15 protein-coding genes are annotated in these 14,984 nt (G+C 43.8%); 2 read left to right on the top strand and 13 right to left on the bottom strand.

The window, feature by feature from the left end; genetic code table 11:
• Positions 1 to 16: 16 nt before the first annotated feature.
• Together BMZ72_RS21455 and BMZ72_RS21460 are read right to left on the bottom strand one after the other, a co-directional pair.
• Entirely contained in the window at positions 17 to 1,732 is a 1,716-nt protein-coding gene (locus BMZ72_RS21455; protein WP_089811762.1) for a tetratricopeptide repeat protein, read from the bottom strand.
• A gap of 38 nt (positions 1,733 to 1,770) precedes the next feature.
• On the bottom strand, positions 1,771 to 2,694 hold the full coding sequence (locus BMZ72_RS21460; protein WP_089811763.1) for a substrate-binding domain-containing protein: 924 nt from the start codon (positions 2,692 to 2,694) through the stop codon (positions 1,771 to 1,773).
• Between the two features lie 688 nt (positions 2,695 to 3,382).
• Here BMZ72_RS21460 and BMZ72_RS21470 point away from each other — a divergent pair.
• Both BMZ72_RS21470 and hisS read left to right on the top strand, forming a co-directional pair.
• Complete coding sequence (locus BMZ72_RS21470; protein WP_089811764.1) at positions 3,383 to 3,820, top strand: low molecular weight protein-tyrosine-phosphatase; 438 nt, start codon at positions 3,383 to 3,385, stop codon at positions 3,818 to 3,820.
• Positions 3,821 to 3,845: 25 nt separating this feature from the next.
• Entirely contained in the window at positions 3,846 to 5,195 is a 1,350-nt protein-coding gene (gene hisS / locus BMZ72_RS21475) for a histidine--tRNA ligase (protein ID WP_177222883.1), read from the top strand.
• Between the two features lie 98 nt (positions 5,196 to 5,293).
• Here the strand turns inward: hisS and BMZ72_RS21480 are convergent, their stop codons facing one another.
• The 11 genes from BMZ72_RS21480 to BMZ72_RS21535 form a co-directional block, all read right to left on the bottom strand.
• Positions 5,294 to 5,500 (bottom strand): hypothetical protein, encoded by a 207-nt coding sequence (locus BMZ72_RS21480; protein ID WP_089811766.1) that lies wholly within the window; start codon positions 5,498 to 5,500, stop codon positions 5,294 to 5,296.
• A gap of 4 nt (positions 5,501 to 5,504) precedes the next feature.
• A complete protein-coding gene (locus BMZ72_RS21485) occupies positions 5,505 to 6,107 on the bottom strand; it encodes a DUF6934 family protein (RefSeq protein ID WP_089811767.1) in 603 nt (200 codons plus the stop codon).
• Positions 6,108 to 6,287: 180 nt separating this feature from the next.
• Complete coding sequence (locus BMZ72_RS21490) at positions 6,288 to 8,264, bottom strand: protein-disulfide reductase DsbD family protein (RefSeq protein WP_089811768.1); 1,977 nt, start codon at positions 8,262 to 8,264, stop codon at positions 6,288 to 6,290.
• 115 nt (positions 8,265 to 8,379) lie between these two features.
• The gene (locus BMZ72_RS21495; protein WP_012794594.1) at positions 8,380 to 8,835 is read right to left on the bottom strand and encodes a protein-disulfide reductase DsbD domain-containing protein; all 456 of its coding nucleotides are present in this window, start codon (positions 8,833 to 8,835) and stop codon (positions 8,380 to 8,382) included.
• Between the two features lie 69 nt (positions 8,836 to 8,904).
• The gene (gene purQ / locus BMZ72_RS21500; protein WP_089811769.1) at positions 8,905 to 9,597 is read right to left on the bottom strand and encodes a phosphoribosylformylglycinamidine synthase subunit PurQ; all 693 of its coding nucleotides are present in this window, start codon (positions 9,595 to 9,597) and stop codon (positions 8,905 to 8,907) included.
• Between the two features lie 166 nt (positions 9,598 to 9,763).
• On the bottom strand, positions 9,764 to 10,747 hold the full coding sequence (locus tag BMZ72_RS21505) for a hypothetical protein (RefSeq protein WP_143087740.1): 984 nt from the start codon (positions 10,745 to 10,747) through the stop codon (positions 9,764 to 9,766).
• A gap of 486 nt (positions 10,748 to 11,233) precedes the next feature.
• A complete protein-coding gene (locus tag BMZ72_RS21515) occupies positions 11,234 to 11,869 on the bottom strand; it encodes a hypothetical protein (RefSeq protein ID WP_143087741.1) in 636 nt (211 codons plus the stop codon).
• A 27-nt stretch (positions 11,870 to 11,896) separates the two neighbouring features.
• Positions 11,897 to 12,484, bottom strand: coding sequence for a Crp/Fnr family transcriptional regulator (locus BMZ72_RS21520; RefSeq protein ID WP_089811773.1), 588 nt, complete (start codon positions 12,482 to 12,484; stop codon positions 11,897 to 11,899).
• Positions 12,484 to 13,641: a tetratricopeptide repeat protein gene (locus BMZ72_RS21525; RefSeq protein WP_089811774.1), complete on the bottom strand. Its 1,158-nt coding sequence runs from the start codon at positions 13,639 to 13,641 to the stop codon at positions 12,484 to 12,486. Before BMZ72_RS21525 ends, BMZ72_RS21520 begins: the two co-directional genes overlap by 1 nt.
• Before the next feature lie 68 nt (positions 13,642 to 13,709).
• Positions 13,710 to 14,339 (bottom strand): DNA-3-methyladenine glycosylase, encoded by a 630-nt coding sequence (locus BMZ72_RS21530; protein WP_089811775.1) that lies wholly within the window; start codon positions 14,337 to 14,339, stop codon positions 13,710 to 13,712.
• A gap of 20 nt (positions 14,340 to 14,359) precedes the next feature.
• Positions 14,360 to 14,926 (bottom strand): hypothetical protein, encoded by a 567-nt coding sequence (locus BMZ72_RS21535; protein WP_089811776.1) that lies wholly within the window; start codon positions 14,924 to 14,926, stop codon positions 14,360 to 14,362.
• Positions 14,927 to 14,984 lie beyond the last annotated feature (58 nt).

Raw genomic sequence — 14,984 nt, forward strand, 5'->3', positions numbered from 1 at the left:
TATAAGTTCTGAGTAATTATTTCTTGTTACCCTGAGCTGGTTTTGCAGCTGCTGCTTTGTTCTTGTTATCCATGTTTTCCTGGATAGCCTTTACAGTTGCATTGCTTGGATCGATAGCAGTTACTTTATCCATCCAGATCTTCATATTCGCCTGATCATCTTTGTTGTAGTAGTAGATCATCATGTACTGATAAGGGAACATCAGCTGAGCTGGTTTCATCTTCTCATCACCTTTGATCTCAAAGAATTTCTGGAAATATGGTACTGCAGCACCGTCTTTTGCTTCCGGATCTTTCGCCATGTTAGCACGGCCTCTCCAGTAGATACCTAAAGCTTCGTTGTTAGGATATTTAGCAGCGAAAGCGCCCCAGGTTGAATCTGCTGCATCGTACTGACGCGCATAGATCTCCATGGTACCTTTGAAGAACATATCCTGTACTTTACCAGTGTTCTGCTCATCAGTAAAATCATTCACCAGTCTGCCATACCATTCAGCTGAACGTTTGAAATCGTGCATAGATTTGAAGTTCTCTGCAACGGTTCTGTATTTTTCAGCATCTTTAGCTGTATCAGCCAGTGCATATTTCTCCATGTACAGACCTGCCAGTGAATCGTTCACAGCTTCCTGTGCGGAATCTGTAACGTGCTGCTGGTAGATAGCGCTCAACAGTTTGTAGTCATTCGCTTCCAGTTTGCTGTCACCTACAGTTTTTACGTACTCTTCGATCACTTGTCTACCGGTGGTAGTATCACCTTTCTGCAGATAAGCATCTGTCAGCAGGCGTACGAATTTACCTTTGTTTGCCGGAGTTGTCTGAGGCAGTACACCTTTTGCTTTGTTGATAGCAGCATCATAGTCTTTTCTGTAGAAAGAGATAGCTGCCAGGTTGTACTCGTTTTCTGTTTTACCAGCACCATCACCTACTGCTGCCATATATTTCTCCAGGTATTTCGCTGCATTTTCCAGGGAAAGCTGCGCTTTGGTTGGAGTGATATAGAACTGATACAGTTCGAAATAAGCAGGAGCATAGTTAGGATCCATGTTGGTAGCCTTGGTCCAGTCATTTACCGCATCCTGTAACAGTTTTGCGTTGTAGTTTACCAGACCCTGTTTCATTACCGCTTCTGCGTTGTTCTGATCCAGTTCCAGTGCTTTATCGTAGGAAGTGATGGCTTTACCACCATTTTCACCACCCAGATAACGATAAGCATCACCTAACTCGATATAATCGGCAGCAATTGGATTGTAGATCTGTTTTTTCTTACGGCCTTCATTGTTCAGCAGTTTTTCCATTACTGACAATGCGTAACCGCGGTCGCCACCTTTGATTTCGCTGCTGGCATCAGCGATAGCACGTGCTACATCGCCATCACGACCTTCAGTAGCTGTGCTGGCTGCATCAAATTTCTGTTTTGCAGCAGCTGCATCACCTTTTTTCAGATCAAGGCGTCCCATACCCACCTGCAGGAGTGAAGAGGTCGGTACAGCCTGCAGCCCTTTTGTGAAAGTAGCAGCGGCACCGGCATCATCATGCATTCCTAACTGTGCAATACCCAGATAATAATATGCTTTGTCTTCTGTAGGTTTAGCTGCAATAACTTTTTCCAGCGTCTGCTTGGCTGTCTCATACTTGCCATAATACAGGTCTTTCAATCCATCTTCCACAGATTGAGCCATTGCGCCGTTCGCGACGCACAGCATTGCAACAATTAAACTTTTCCGTCTGTTCATGAGCAATCCGGTTTTAAATTTTAGTTGTGTTAGTTTTTTTACCTAATGTTCGCTTCCCTGAATACCACGTTCAACCTCGCAGGGAACAGTCTGAATTTTGAAATGATCATCTGTCCTTCATAACTCCCCAGGAAAGTGGCGAACCCTGATCCTAATCCTCCATATGGTTCTTTCAGACAAAAGAATAAACCACGTTTGAGGGGATAGGAGCCAAGAGCGATGTATGCCTGATATGGTTTTACAAATTCTGAACCATAATCTGCCCGCACCTTTACCACTGTCACTTTATTTGTAAACTCTATAGAGGTAGAGTCGTTCGGATCAGAGATCCAGCTCACCCCTACTACGCCAATCGCATTTTTCAGTTTTGCCACATAATCAACCACTTCAGGATTGGTTTTCGCAGCCATCACATCAGATGGCAACGGTTTTCCCTTGTTGATTGAATCGAGGACATATCTTACCGTGCTTGAATTCTGATTATCAAAAACTATCTGACGTTTCTGCGTGGAATCAGTTCCGTCCATAATTTTCCGCACCTGGTCCATCGTGAGGATGGTATCCGGATTACTATGGTTAGTAATCAGTGCAACTCCGTCCCATGCCAGTAACATGCTTTGTGGAGCAATCTTCTTCTCTTTTATATATCCAGTCTCTTTCTCACTAAAATCCCTTGTTACAAAGATCAGCCTTGAACTGTCATTCAACAGGTCCTTGAAGCAATCTGCCTCAGGTTTGTATTCAGCAATGATATGCGCTTTCTTATACAAAGATTCGAAAACTTTGATCTCTGCTTCCATCAATGGACGATAGGTTTCATCCACACTTATTCTGATGGTACCTGAAGTTGGCGTATCCCGCTCTTCCCCGGACGTGTTGGCCTGTCCGCAAGAGGCCAGTAAAGCTGTCGCTGCTAACAGGATAGTAGCTATCCGGCCATGCCTGATTAATCTGGTAAACATATGTTCGTCTCTTATTTAACCCTTTTGATGAAATAGATACCTCACTCCTCTATATACACGGAAAAGGCCGTACGCAATTAGTACACCGCCCAAAATATTCAGTACAGTTTGAGAAATTTGAAATTCACCCAGGCCGTATTTCTGCGCAAATATTGCATACAGTCCAAAGAGTACAAAAAATATACCCCTGATTAATTCCCCGAGCGAACGATAATTTACCTCAGTCCGCGTGTTTCCAGATCTTTCTTGTTGCATTAGCATTGTTAGCGAATTACAAGTATACAAAAAATTATTTCCAAATAAATACCCGTTCTTTTAGAAGATTGTTAAAAAAATCCGATTGCATGCCAGCACTTATATTGGCAAACCAGCCACTGCGGCCAGTTTTATAAACGTCGGGCATACACACATTTTTTCATATTCAATCTACATCTAATTACTTAAGAACTTGTTAAAGGCATGTTAAATACGCCCCCTTTCCCAGCTATGTCGTACATTATCATAAGAATACATACGCATAAAAAAGAAAGTATGGTATTAGTCATTCTTACTATATAGATGCAGAAAACACAAAATTCCATAAGAATCATTGAGGAGAATTTTACGCGGACACAGGCTAACACGCGATATTTCAAGATTCAGATCTCCCGATAAAATAATGTTAAAATCTTGTAGGTTTGCGGAAATTATGAAAATATTGATGGTATGCCTGGGCAATATTTGCCGTTCGCCCCTGGCAGAAGGTATTTTAAGGCACCTTGCCATTCAGCAGGGACTGAACTGGGAAGTAGATTCAGCCGGTACAGGCAACTGGCATGTCGGCGATCCGCCCGACCGTCGCTCCGTAAAAGTCGCTCAGCGCCATGGTATTGACATATCCGGCCTGCGTGGCCGTCAGTTCCAGACCGCTGATTTTGACGAATTTGACCGCATATTTGCAATGGACCTGAATAACTACAGGGATATCATTCTGAAGGCCAGGACCGAAGAAGACAAGGCAAAAGTGCAGCTGCTCCTGGACGATCAGCAACCGGTCCCCGATCCGTGGTATGATGATGCCCTGTTCGATCCGGTATACAAAATGATATATGAAGCCTGCGAAAAGATCGTTGCAGGTAAAAAATAATTACTCAAAGCATAACTGACTAATAATGATAAAACCCAGTATACCAAAAGGTACCCGCGATTTCGGACCGGTTGTAGTAAGAAAGCGGCAATACATTTTCCAGACCATCCGCGAAACATTCGAACTGTTTGGCTTCCAGCCCCTGGAAACACCGACAATGGAGAATATGGATACACTTACTGGTAAATATGGTGAAGAAGGTGATAAACTGATATTCAAGATCCTCGATAACGGTGATATCCTCGGACGCGCCCAGCAGGCAAAAGATAGCCGGGAACTTGGCATTCTGCTGTGCGAAAAAGCGCTGCGTTACGACCTCACTATTCCTTTTGCAAGATATGTGGTGATGAACCAGCATGAACTTGCCCTCCCTTTCAAACGCTACCAGATGCAGCCTGTATGGCGTGGTGATCGCCCTGCCAAAGGCCGTTATCGTGAATTCTATCAATGTGATGCCGACGTAGTGGGTAGCAACTCCCTGCTCAATGAGATCGAATTACTTCTGATATATGATACCGTGTTCACTAAACTCGGTATGGAAGGATATGAAGTACGTATCAACAACCGTAAGATTCTTGGCGCACTCGCCGAAATCGTTGGTCAGCCAGATCTGCTGACAGATATTACCATTTCGATCGACAAGCTTGATAAGATCGGCATTGATGGTGTTAAAAAGGAATTGCAGGAACGCGGTCTGAGTGACACTGAGATCGTAAAAATTGAGAACTTCCTTAACATCGGTGGCTCAAATGAGGAAAAACTGCAACAGTTAAGTGTACTGTTCCAAAACTCCCCTACCGGTCTGAAAGGCATTGAAGAATTGTCTTATGTACTGCACACGCAACCTGAAGCATTCAAAACAACCCCTATTCTCGATGTAACACTGGCGCGTGGTCTGAACTACTATACAGGTATGATCGTGGAAGTAAAAGCACCGGAAGCTGTGAAAATGGGAAGCATCGGTGGTGGTGGCCGCTATGATGACCTCACCGGTCTGTTTGGCCTGCCAGGTATCTCCGGCGTTGGTATCTCATTCGGCGTAGATCGTATCTATGACGTACTGGAAGAACTGCAGTTATTCCCGGCTACCGCACAACAAGGTACACAGGTATTGTTCTTCAACCTCGATCAGGAATCCACCGGCACCGCATTTAAACTTGTTATGCAGCTGCGTGCAAAAGGTGTTTCATCTGAACTCTTCCACGAAACATCAAAAATGGATAAGCAGATGAAATACGCAAATAAGCGTAACATTCCTTATGTGATCATTATGGGTGAAAGTGAAGCGAAAGAAGGATTGGTGAGTATCAAGAATATGGTGACAGGTCAACAGGAAAAAATAGCAATGACGGAACTCGCAAATTATCAGTTCTGATCTGCTGAAGATAAATGTAAAAGGCGGATGTGCAATATGCACATCCGCCTTTTTTATGTCCTGTAAGGACCAGATAGATAATGAAATGCCAGATAACGTCAGTCCTTTGACTGATTTAACCAGTCCGGCTTCCAGGTTTTCTCCAGATGCCGTGCAAACGCTTCGCCGGACTCTTTCATCCCGGGGAAAAAGAGCTTACCAGTAGCTACAATCTTTCCAACTCTGTCCATAATTTCATCATGTGACATAGTTTCCAATTCCTCATCAGTAAATAATAATTCCTTTGGTATGTCTGGTGTATTCATAATACTAATTTAATCTTTTTTCAATAATTATCCCCTTATAGCTTTTGTCTTTTTTATACGGCTCAGTCGGACTATCCTCTTCTATTCCTTCCGTACCATGAAATGCAAACTCCTGATTTAAAAGTTCATAATGCTTGTCCAGAAAATTCCTGTAAATACGAATCCTTCTGTGTGCTTTTTTACAAAGATGGTCAACACATTTTCTCACACAAACTTTTTTACAATCCTCCATAAACTGAGGCGTACTATCGCTTCCACGCACCATCACTACGCCATCCCGGTATTCGCTCAACAATCTCGGTATGGTAGCTAATACAGTATTAAATACACGGTAATGATCTTCATTATCAGACATTTTTTCGTCAGATAATTTTCCCGTTTTTTGGTCAAGATCTCCAAACCCCAGATTAAATAATGGCCGGCCATTAAACTGTCTGACGTATTCATACAATACCAGCTTGATGATATTTTTTTTCCCTTCACTGACAAAGTAACATAACAGCGCTTTTTCTTCGGGAATACTCTCTCCCCGAACGTCATAAACGTCCTGTGAATGATTCATTAAAATGGTTGGCTTATGGTTAACAAATAAAATCCCCTGCCGCATTACGCAGCGCAAATTTCAGATCAATGGTGTTGCTGAAATGGTTGGTTAACAATTATACATTCCCCTAAATAGATATGGTTTTTATGGTTAACAGATTGCAAAAAGCACGTACAACTAATATAAATAAAAAATGGCTGCCTCATCACAAGACAGCCACTTAAAAATAAATATACTTACTAACTATTTATTCTTCTTAAACGCATCCAATCCGCATTTCAGCCAGTTCGCATACTCGCCTGCATTTGGTGTGTAACCTACAGGTTTGGTCAGCAATTTCTCATCTGGACTGATCAGCACATAATAAGGCTGAGAGTTATTCACAAAGTTCTCAGTCTGCATGGTTGCATATTTATCACCGATAGATTTGATCTCCTTCTTACGGCCAGTGTTAGTTGTGAAAAGGAACTGCTGATCTTCCGGTAATAATTTCCTGTCATCCACATACAGTGACACCAGGATATAATCTTCTTCTATCAGCGCCTTCACTTTTTCATCAGGCCATACATTCTCTTCCATCTTACGGCAGTTCACACATGCCCATCCGGTGAAGTCGATCAGGATCGGTTTATGTTGCTCCTTCGCCAGTTTCAATGCTGCTTCATAGTCATTCACTACGTTTGCTTCCACACCCTTCGCTGCATTCTTATAAAGACTATAGCTCAGTGGTGGAGGGAAACCGCTGATCAGCTGACGGTTTGCATATTTTGTATTGGTCACACCCGGTAACAGATAGATGGTCATCGCCAGGAAGACTGCAGCCAGGATCCAGCGGGTAGTACTGATCTTCTTCAGCGGTGCATCGTGTGGGAAACGGATCTTACCCAACAGGTACAATACGATCAGGAATCCACAGATGATCCATACTGCGAAGAACACCTCACGTTTCACCAGTCCCCAGTGTGTTACCAGGTCAGCATTTGATAAGAACTTGATCGCCATCGCAATCTCAATGAAACCCAGTACTACTTTCACAGATGTTAACCAGCCACCGGATTTAGGCAGTGATTTCAGCAGGTTCGGGAACATCGCAAACAGTGCAAATGGCAGTGCCAGCGCAAATCCGAAACCACCCATACCTACTGTCAGCTGCATAGCGCCGCCGTCGGTAGACAACGACCCCGCCAGTAATGAACCCAGGATAGGACCTGTACAGGAGAAAGATACCAACGCCAGTGTCAGCGCCATGAAGAAGATACCGATGATACCTCCCACACTTGTTTTCGCATCTACTTTGCTGGCCAGTCCACTTGGTAAAGTGATCTCAAAATATCCGAAGAACGAAATGGCAAACACAATGAAGATCACAAAGAAGATCAGGTTTAACCATACGTTGGTGGAAATGTTATTCAGAATTTCCGGGTCCAGTGAATCCAGGAAGTGGAACGGCAGACTCAGTAACACATAGATCAGGAAGATAAAGAAACCATAAATGGTGGCATTCAGCACCCCGGTTTTCTTGTCCTGTGATTTCTTTGTGAAGAAAGATACTGTCAGCGGAATCATCGGGAATACGCAAGGCGTCAGCAATGCGATAAAACCACCGACCATACCCAGGATAAACAATCCCCACAGACTCTTTGGCTCCTGTTCAGCGCCGCCACAATTGCTCAGCGGATTCGCCATATCGATTGCAGTACGCTTCAGGTTTTGTCCGCCAGCAGCAGATTCCTGTAATCCGGCAGCCACATTCACGATATTACCGGATGCATCCACATTAAAGCGGAATTTCACTTCCTCCGGTCCTACCACTTCATCTCCTTTCAGTGCCATGTAATTCACCGCACCTTCCAGTTTTGTCACTGCTCCGCTCAGCTTCACCGCTACATCCAGTGTAACGGCACCTTCGAAGTATTTAATTTCAAGATTGTCAAATAATGCTTCAGGCGCTTTTTTCAGTGTGCCCTGCTCTGTAATACCTGTGATAGTTGCAGCACTATCCACCACTACACGGGTATTAGGTTCATCATCTTTCATGGTAGTGGAAAACAACTTCCAATCTTTCTCTACAGTACCCTTCAGATGTAAAATATATTCCTTTTCAGCCTTCTTCTCTGCGGTGTATTCCCATTTTGCTACAGACGCCTGTGTAGCAGTGTCTTGTGCTTTTACGGCAAATACAGCGGTAATAAGGATAAGGAACGTCAGCAAATGCTTCATATAACTAATAGGCTTTAAAGACTTTCAACCATTCCAAACAGTAAACGAGCTCCTTGGGGAACTCGTTTACAATTCACTCAACAGACGGTTGATGCCATCATGTATCGTAATTTCTTTATTTTCCTCCTACGCTGATTGCGAATTCCACTTCTTTTGGTGGTAAACACTGGTGATCGTCACACACCATGAACTCTACGCTACCTTTCACTTTAGTGGCAGCCTTACCTTTCACGGTCACTTTCTGTACGAAATCAACCTGATTTTCATAATATTTCAGTTCGGAATCGAAGTTCTTGTCAAATGCCTTGTGCAGTTTGCCCACTTCACGGATCTTACCTACCGGTGTTACAAGCGGATTTTTAGTCAGCTTGAAAGAAGTAGGAACCGGACCTTCGCCTGCTTCCTGTGCGTACAGGTGCCAGTTGCTTTCTACTGTAGCTGTCATGTGCAGTTCATAGGTAGTTGCATCGATTTTCTTAGCGGTAAAATCCCATTTTACCGGGTTTTCTATCTGCGCACTTGCCAGCATCGGCAGGGCAAACAGAATAACTGCTGTCAGTAATTTTCTCATACTTAGATTTTTTTTTAACTGGTTGGTTGGCTTGATTTCAAAAAATAAGAGTGCTTTTCACTCGTTAAGTCAATTGTTATTGATAAGGCTCTGGAAAATGAGCTGACCATCCGTATTACCCAATACAGAGCTGGTAGCTCTCTCCGGATGTGGCATCAAACCAAACACGTTACGCTCCCTGTTACAGATACCGGCAATATTGCGCAGCGCCCCATTCGGGTTCGCATCATCCACAACATTACCAAATTCGTCACAATAACGGAACAATACCTGATTATTGGCAAACAGACTTTCCAGCGTAACGTCATCCGCATAGTAACGGCCTTCGCCATGTGCTACAGGGATCTTTAATGCGCGGCCAGCTACATCTTTCGTCAGGGATGCAGATGTATTATCACTTTTCAGGTATACATTCTTACACACAAACTGCTGATGCCCGTTCTGCAATAAAGCACCCGGCAGCAGCCCCGCTTCACAAAGGATCTGGAAACCATTACACACACCTATCACACGACCACCTTTAGCGGCAAAGTCTATCACGCTTTTCATCATCGGACTAAAACGCGCAATTGCTCCGCAACGCAGATAGTCGCCATAAGAAAAACCGCCCGGCAGCACAATACAGTCCGTTGTACTGAACTGGCTGAGGTCAGAATCTTTATGCCATAACTCTATCACTTCCTGCCCAAGGTCATTGCGCAGGGCATCGATCACATCGTGATCGCAGTTAGAGCCCGGAAAGGTGACAACCCCAAATTTCATGTTAATATATTGAAAGTTACGGTCCTAAATATTAATCTATCCTTTATCCGGCAATTAATAGCTGTTGAACCATTTATCGAAATTACCGGAAAGGCACAAAATTACTACGCCGCCCGCACATTTCCATAGCCGCTCGTCCGGTTTTAACAACTCAGACGAATGACAGCTAGTTTCTGCTGAAGTACTGCATCACAATCACATATGCCAGTGTCAGTATGTGCACAATATTGGCAACGGTGTTATTGACAATAGACCAGTACGCATTCGCGACAAACAGAGAAAGAGGCAGAATAGCCAAAACCCAGTACGACGGGGAGAAATGTACGTTAAAGAATGGAATTACAATGGCAATAAATACATATACCGCCATTACACTCCAGATCTTACGTCCCTGGATCAGCATCTTCTTAAGGGTACGCTGTAACAGCAGCCAGCCCACAGCAAAGAAGAACAAACTTACCGCCATGGCGCCCCATACCTTATAGTGGCCAATCACAGGCACTTCCAGACCAATTCGTGGAATACGGGCAAATAAAGCCCACTGGTCTGTCAGGAACAGGTATGTACCCAGCAGATATATCGGACAGATCAGCCCCAGTAATGCAATAATCCACTCCGCCAGACGGAATGGGCGCATGATCAGGAGACTTAACCATAAAAGAAGACAGAAAATAGTAGCAGGGAAGTAAAACAAACCACATACACCCAGTGCAAATCCTATATTAAATACCACATCCCTGGCCGAAGTACGGGTGTATAACAGTGTTATACTGGAAATTACCCACAACATCACCAGATTCACCAGCAAAGCCGGAGAAAAGACATTCCACCCCTGGTATAAAGACGTGAAAAGCATATAAGCCATCGCCGGCAGGTAGTTCGTTTTGGCAAACAGTCGCTGGTGATTGACAATCTTGGTCAGCAGCAGGGCCTGCAGTAATAACAACAGTACCGCCAGAGAAGTAAACAGGAACGGATTTTTACCAAACACCATCCCCATCCATTTTACAAGCAGATCGTATAACAGCCCTTCATTCCCATCTGCCAGATAGGAGGACGGATGGATCAGGTAATAGAATTTTACCAGGATTGTATACATCAACAGCAACACTACCGTAAGGGGGTTGCCTGAGCGGAAAAACTTTACCACAATATGATTTCTCTTTTCAACTTTTGTAAGCGTTCCAAAGGTATTTTAAAGCAGGAGAAAATCAAAATATTATGAAATCCATGCATAGTTATCCTCTTTTCTCTCATTTTCTTTAAAAAAGACCTCCCGTACCAGCTGTTACTGAATCCAGTAAAATCATGTCCTTTATTAACAGGATGCCCTATGTGTTCAGGCGTAGATATTCCCTGTATACGCCGTATATAAAGCATGTCAATAGTGCTTTTTACCGCAATAAGGGGTATTCAGGACAAAATTCCTCACCAACTGATCGCAAATGCAAGGCAACATACTAATATTCAATGTATAATCTTCAGAAAGCACATATCTTATCGCTTTCATGATAGCATTCCTATAGTTATCCTTCGTCCATTCTTCCCTTTTTCAATGAAGGATCAACGACCAATAAGTATAGTCTGACTAATAAGATACCGGTATCAACAAACCCACTGACCATCAATAGCCAAATCACGGCTGTCCTGTCCCGGTCGCCGTCCCGTCTTCCGGCGTCACCACGTCAATCCTGTCGATCAGCAACCGATCCCCCTGGATCACAAAATCGATCCGGAGGGTATAAACAATCGTAACATCGATCGTTGCCCCGTTTTCTGTCTCCACATAATTACTGAACGTTGCCTGACTGAAATTAGAAATATCCTCCTCGTACTCCTGGCTCAGCAGGATCAGATCCGCATCAAAACCATAAGGCGTCTCTGTGCGTACGCTATCCTGGCGGATTTTGCTGTCGCAAAGGTGGAAGTATTCGTTTTTGTCTTCTACATAATCGTGGGTAAAGATCCCCGCTTCAGATAATATATGCAGGTAAGCAGCCGTACTGTCAAAATTAACCCGGTACAAACCCGTGTCTTCCACTCCGGAGTTATCCACAAGTTGTATATCAACCAGTCCATCTACATGACCGGTGTACCAGTCAAAAAATTCCCTGACCTTCCCTTCCAGAACTTCCTGGTTCAGTTTCGGACTGACAGTCCCCTTAAAGTAAGCTTTGGCTGAAGGCGTCTCCTGATGACGACAGCCCGTAAGACTGCATAAACTGATGATCAAAGTTGTGCATAGCAGGACAAGGCATAGTTGTCTGTTCATGATAAGATATGAGATATGGTATATAGCTTATTTACCGGAAAGGCGTTTCCGTATACGACTTAATGATGGTCCCTGAATACCCAGGTAAGAGGCGATATGATACAACGGTACACTATTAAATATGTCCGGATGCCGCTCCAGCATCTGCTTATAACGCTGTTCAGGCGTTTTAAACATCATATCCTCCGTATGATCCATCACCTCATTGAACGCAAGTTCTGCTATAAATCTGCCAAAACGCTCCCACTGATGTGATGCTGAATATAACCTGTTCAGGTCATCGATATGGATATAAAGAATAGACGAATCTACTAAAGATTCTGTGTAATAATTGCAGGGCGTCTGTGTAAGAAAGCTCTTGTAAGACGTCACGAATTGCTTTTCACTGAAAAAAAGCAGGTTTTTCTCCTCGCCTGTCTCTGTATTGACATGGTATGTTCTGAATACACCACTGATAATAAATCCCAGGTGCTTACATACGTTCTTATACTCATTATAAAATTCTCCCTTCTTATATTCTCTCAGCTGCCAGTCAGGTAAAGACATAGCAAACTCCTTTGCGGGCATTCCCGCAAAGGAACTAAGTGTCTTTTCCAGCAATTCCAGTTCTGTCATTATTCCGAATCCTTTTTCAAAGCGCCCGAGACAGTCAGTCCTATCCGGGAAAAGCTCTTTTCGTCTGTTATCTGAATCCTGTTTTCTTTAAACCATTTGATAAAATCATCCCATTGCTGCTTGTGATCACCCACCCACTCGCTCAGCACATTCTCATCTCCCTGACCCAGTACCCAGTAGTTATAAGCTTCAAAGTGACCGGCATCTTTTACCTTTTTCTGAAAGTCAAACAAGACAACATTATAAGTGGTATCATATCCTGCTGCAAAATACTGCTCCAGGAACTTTGTACGGATACGGTGTAATGAGGCCACGTTGATCGCTTTTTCTCCTATCACCGCCAGCGCCAGCGTCTTCTCATAGATCGCGCCACCATAGGAAAGTCCGCCGATAGAAGATAACAACATCATCGCCAGATCATTATCCCCTTTCTTTTTCTTTGAAGGGTCATACCGCAGTTCGATATTATTGCTGGCAAAACTCACGGAAGCAGCCGTATCCGACTCAAATCTGATCTCTCCTTTATAGGTGTAGTATAACAATTTACTGATTTCCTCTGTACGTTTAGACCCTCTTTCCAGGTTCATAAAGATCTCTCCATAGATCATTCCCCACACTTCATTCTTAGAATCCAGGAAGTGTTTAGCAGCCCGGTAATAGTTGGACGAATGCATTGGCGCATTCTTAATACCATCTTCAAAAAACTTCAGTCCCGCATCATTATTACCTTTTTTCAGCTCCATCACCCCTCTTTCCACATACAGGGCCCCTTCTTTTGGAAACTTCTTCAGTCCCTCGTCATACGTGTCGATCGCTTTTTCCGGCTTTCCCATATCATCCTGCACATTCCCCATCATCGCATATACCCTGCCGTTGGCTGCATTTTGCTTTATCAGGTATTTCAGATCTTTTAATGCTTCATTAAATTCCTTCTGCTGATATTTTGCCAGGGCCAGCTCATAAACAATATCCATTTGTGTCGGATCCAGCTTACGCGCCTCATTGAGTAAAGTGATAGATTCAGCCAGTTTACCATTGTCCATTAATTCGATCGCCTCATTCTTTTTGGCGATCGCCTGTTCCTGATTGCTGCTCTGAGCCAATACAGCCGTAAATGAAAAAACACCTGCTACGACCAGGGGTAATAATTTGCGCATAACGATATAGGTATTGAGATTGTCCCTTAAAAAAAATTATAATTTAAAGATAAATCATTCCCGTTCAACTACACACTTTTCACCACTTTCCCACTGACATACTTATTGTTACGGATAATAAAACGGTATGGCAACAAGGCATCCGCACCGGCATAATCTACGCCGATCCTGGGTGTGGCAATAATATCTCCGGCGGCAGGTATAAAACCATCCGAAGCCACATAACAATCATCTCCCAGCAAAGATTCCCCTGTATGGGCCAATGTAATGCCCAATGCTTTGGAAACATTGCCCGGCCCCCGGGTCAGGGTAAAATCTGCTACTTTCTTGCCTGTACGTCGTAGCATCACAGGTATACCTGTAATGGGTTCCGCTCCGCGTATCAGGATCGCATGAGGAATGTCTGTCTTGTCAGTAACAATGTTAAAAAGCTGGTGAATGCCATAGATCAGGTAAACATAGGCAGTACCGGCCTCCCGGTACATGATTTCCGTGCGTGCCGTACGCCTGCCGCCGTATGCATGGGAAGCTTTATCCGTTATACCGGCATAAGCTTCCGTCTCCACAATACGGGCAGCAGTCAGCTCTCCGTTAAAGCTGGTCACAATGATCTTTCCCAGCAATTCACGGGCAATCGTCAATACATCAGGACGATTATAAAAATCGGATGTTAGTTTCTGATAAGCGATGGTATGCAAGTTCAGTTTGTCCCTTTCCGTTAAACAACTCTCAAACGGGGCTCCAGCAGCGTATAAATCTGACCCAACACAGGCACAAATGCATTAAAATCAAAGTCTTCTCTGAAAGAATCCGTATCGGACGACCAAAGGAAAAGATCTGCACAGATCTCCATGTATTCATTTACGATCGGACTATCCAGCAGGGTTAACAACTCTGTGTTATTCTCCTGCTCAGCATAATCTCTTACAACGCTCAGCGCGCCATAGATCTCATACAGCAAAGGATCGTCATCTGCCTCCAGGTGCTCCGATTTCAGCGAAAAGAAATCAACGCCCGTGTAAGCGGTATCTGTTTCATTGATATCTTTCCCCCAGGCCTGCAGATTCGGGGTATCGAAAGTAACAACCCCCGCTTCTATTCCCTTTCTCAGGGAAGGAAGGTCGGCATACAGGCAAATCTTGCCATCCGCATCTGTCAGCAGCCTGGTAGCCTCGTTGTCTGACAGGTCAGCACCTGATACGGTGTAATAAGTCTCATCGTTATACACTACCTGCAATAAATACTTCTTGTATTTCTCAGAGGCGGCATCATAAAATTCTTCCATGTGAACGCTTGTTATTCTTCTAAGGTACTAAAATAAAAAAACCGCCCCATATAACATG

This window comes from Chitinophaga sp. YR627 (assembly GCF_900114995.1).
Classification (GTDB): Bacteria; Bacteroidota; Bacteroidia; order Chitinophagales; family Chitinophagaceae; genus Chitinophaga.

Bases quoted from the DNA above. Each gene is read 5' to 3' on its own strand.
- BMZ72_RS21525 (WP_089811774.1), bottom strand. From the start codon at position 13,641: ATGCGCAAATTATTACCCCTGGTCGTAGCAGGTGTTTTTTCATTTACG.
- purQ (WP_089811769.1), bottom strand. From the start codon at position 9,597: ATGAAATTTGGGGTTGTCACCTTTCCGGGCTCTAACTGCGATCACGAT.
- BMZ72_RS21455 (WP_089811762.1), bottom strand. From the start codon at position 1,732: ATGAACAGACGGAAAAGTTTAATTGTTGCAATGCTGTGCGTCGCGAAC.
- hisS (WP_177222883.1), top strand. From the start codon at position 3,846: ATGATAAAACCCAGTATACCAAAAGGTACCCGCGATTTCGGACCGGTT.
- BMZ72_RS21495 (WP_012794594.1), bottom strand. From the start codon at position 8,835: ATGAGAAAATTACTGACAGCAGTTATTCTGTTTGCCCTGCCGATGCTG.
- BMZ72_RS21535 (WP_089811776.1), bottom strand. From the start codon at position 14,926: ATGGAAGAATTTTATGATGCCGCCTCTGAGAAATACAAGAAGTATTTA.
- BMZ72_RS21515 (WP_143087741.1), bottom strand. From the start codon at position 11,869: ATGAACAGACAACTATGCCTTGTCCTGCTATGCACAACTTTGATCATC.
- BMZ72_RS21520 (WP_089811773.1), bottom strand. From the start codon at position 12,484: ATGACAGAACTGGAATTGCTGGAAAAGACACTTAGTTCCTTTGCGGGA.
- BMZ72_RS21480 (WP_089811766.1), bottom strand. From the start codon at position 5,500: ATGAATACACCAGACATACCAAAGGAATTATTATTTACTGATGAGGAA.
- BMZ72_RS21485 (WP_089811767.1), bottom strand. From the start codon at position 6,107: ATGCGGCAGGGGATTTTATTTGTTAACCATAAGCCAACCATTTTAATG.
- BMZ72_RS21470 (WP_089811764.1), top strand. From the start codon at position 3,383: ATGAAAATATTGATGGTATGCCTGGGCAATATTTGCCGTTCGCCCCTG.
- BMZ72_RS21490 (WP_089811768.1), bottom strand. From the start codon at position 8,264: ATGAAGCATTTGCTGACGTTCCTTATCCTTATTACCGCTGTATTTGCC.
- BMZ72_RS21460 (WP_089811763.1), bottom strand. From the start codon at position 2,694: ATGTTTACCAGATTAATCAGGCATGGCCGGATAGCTACTATCCTGTTA.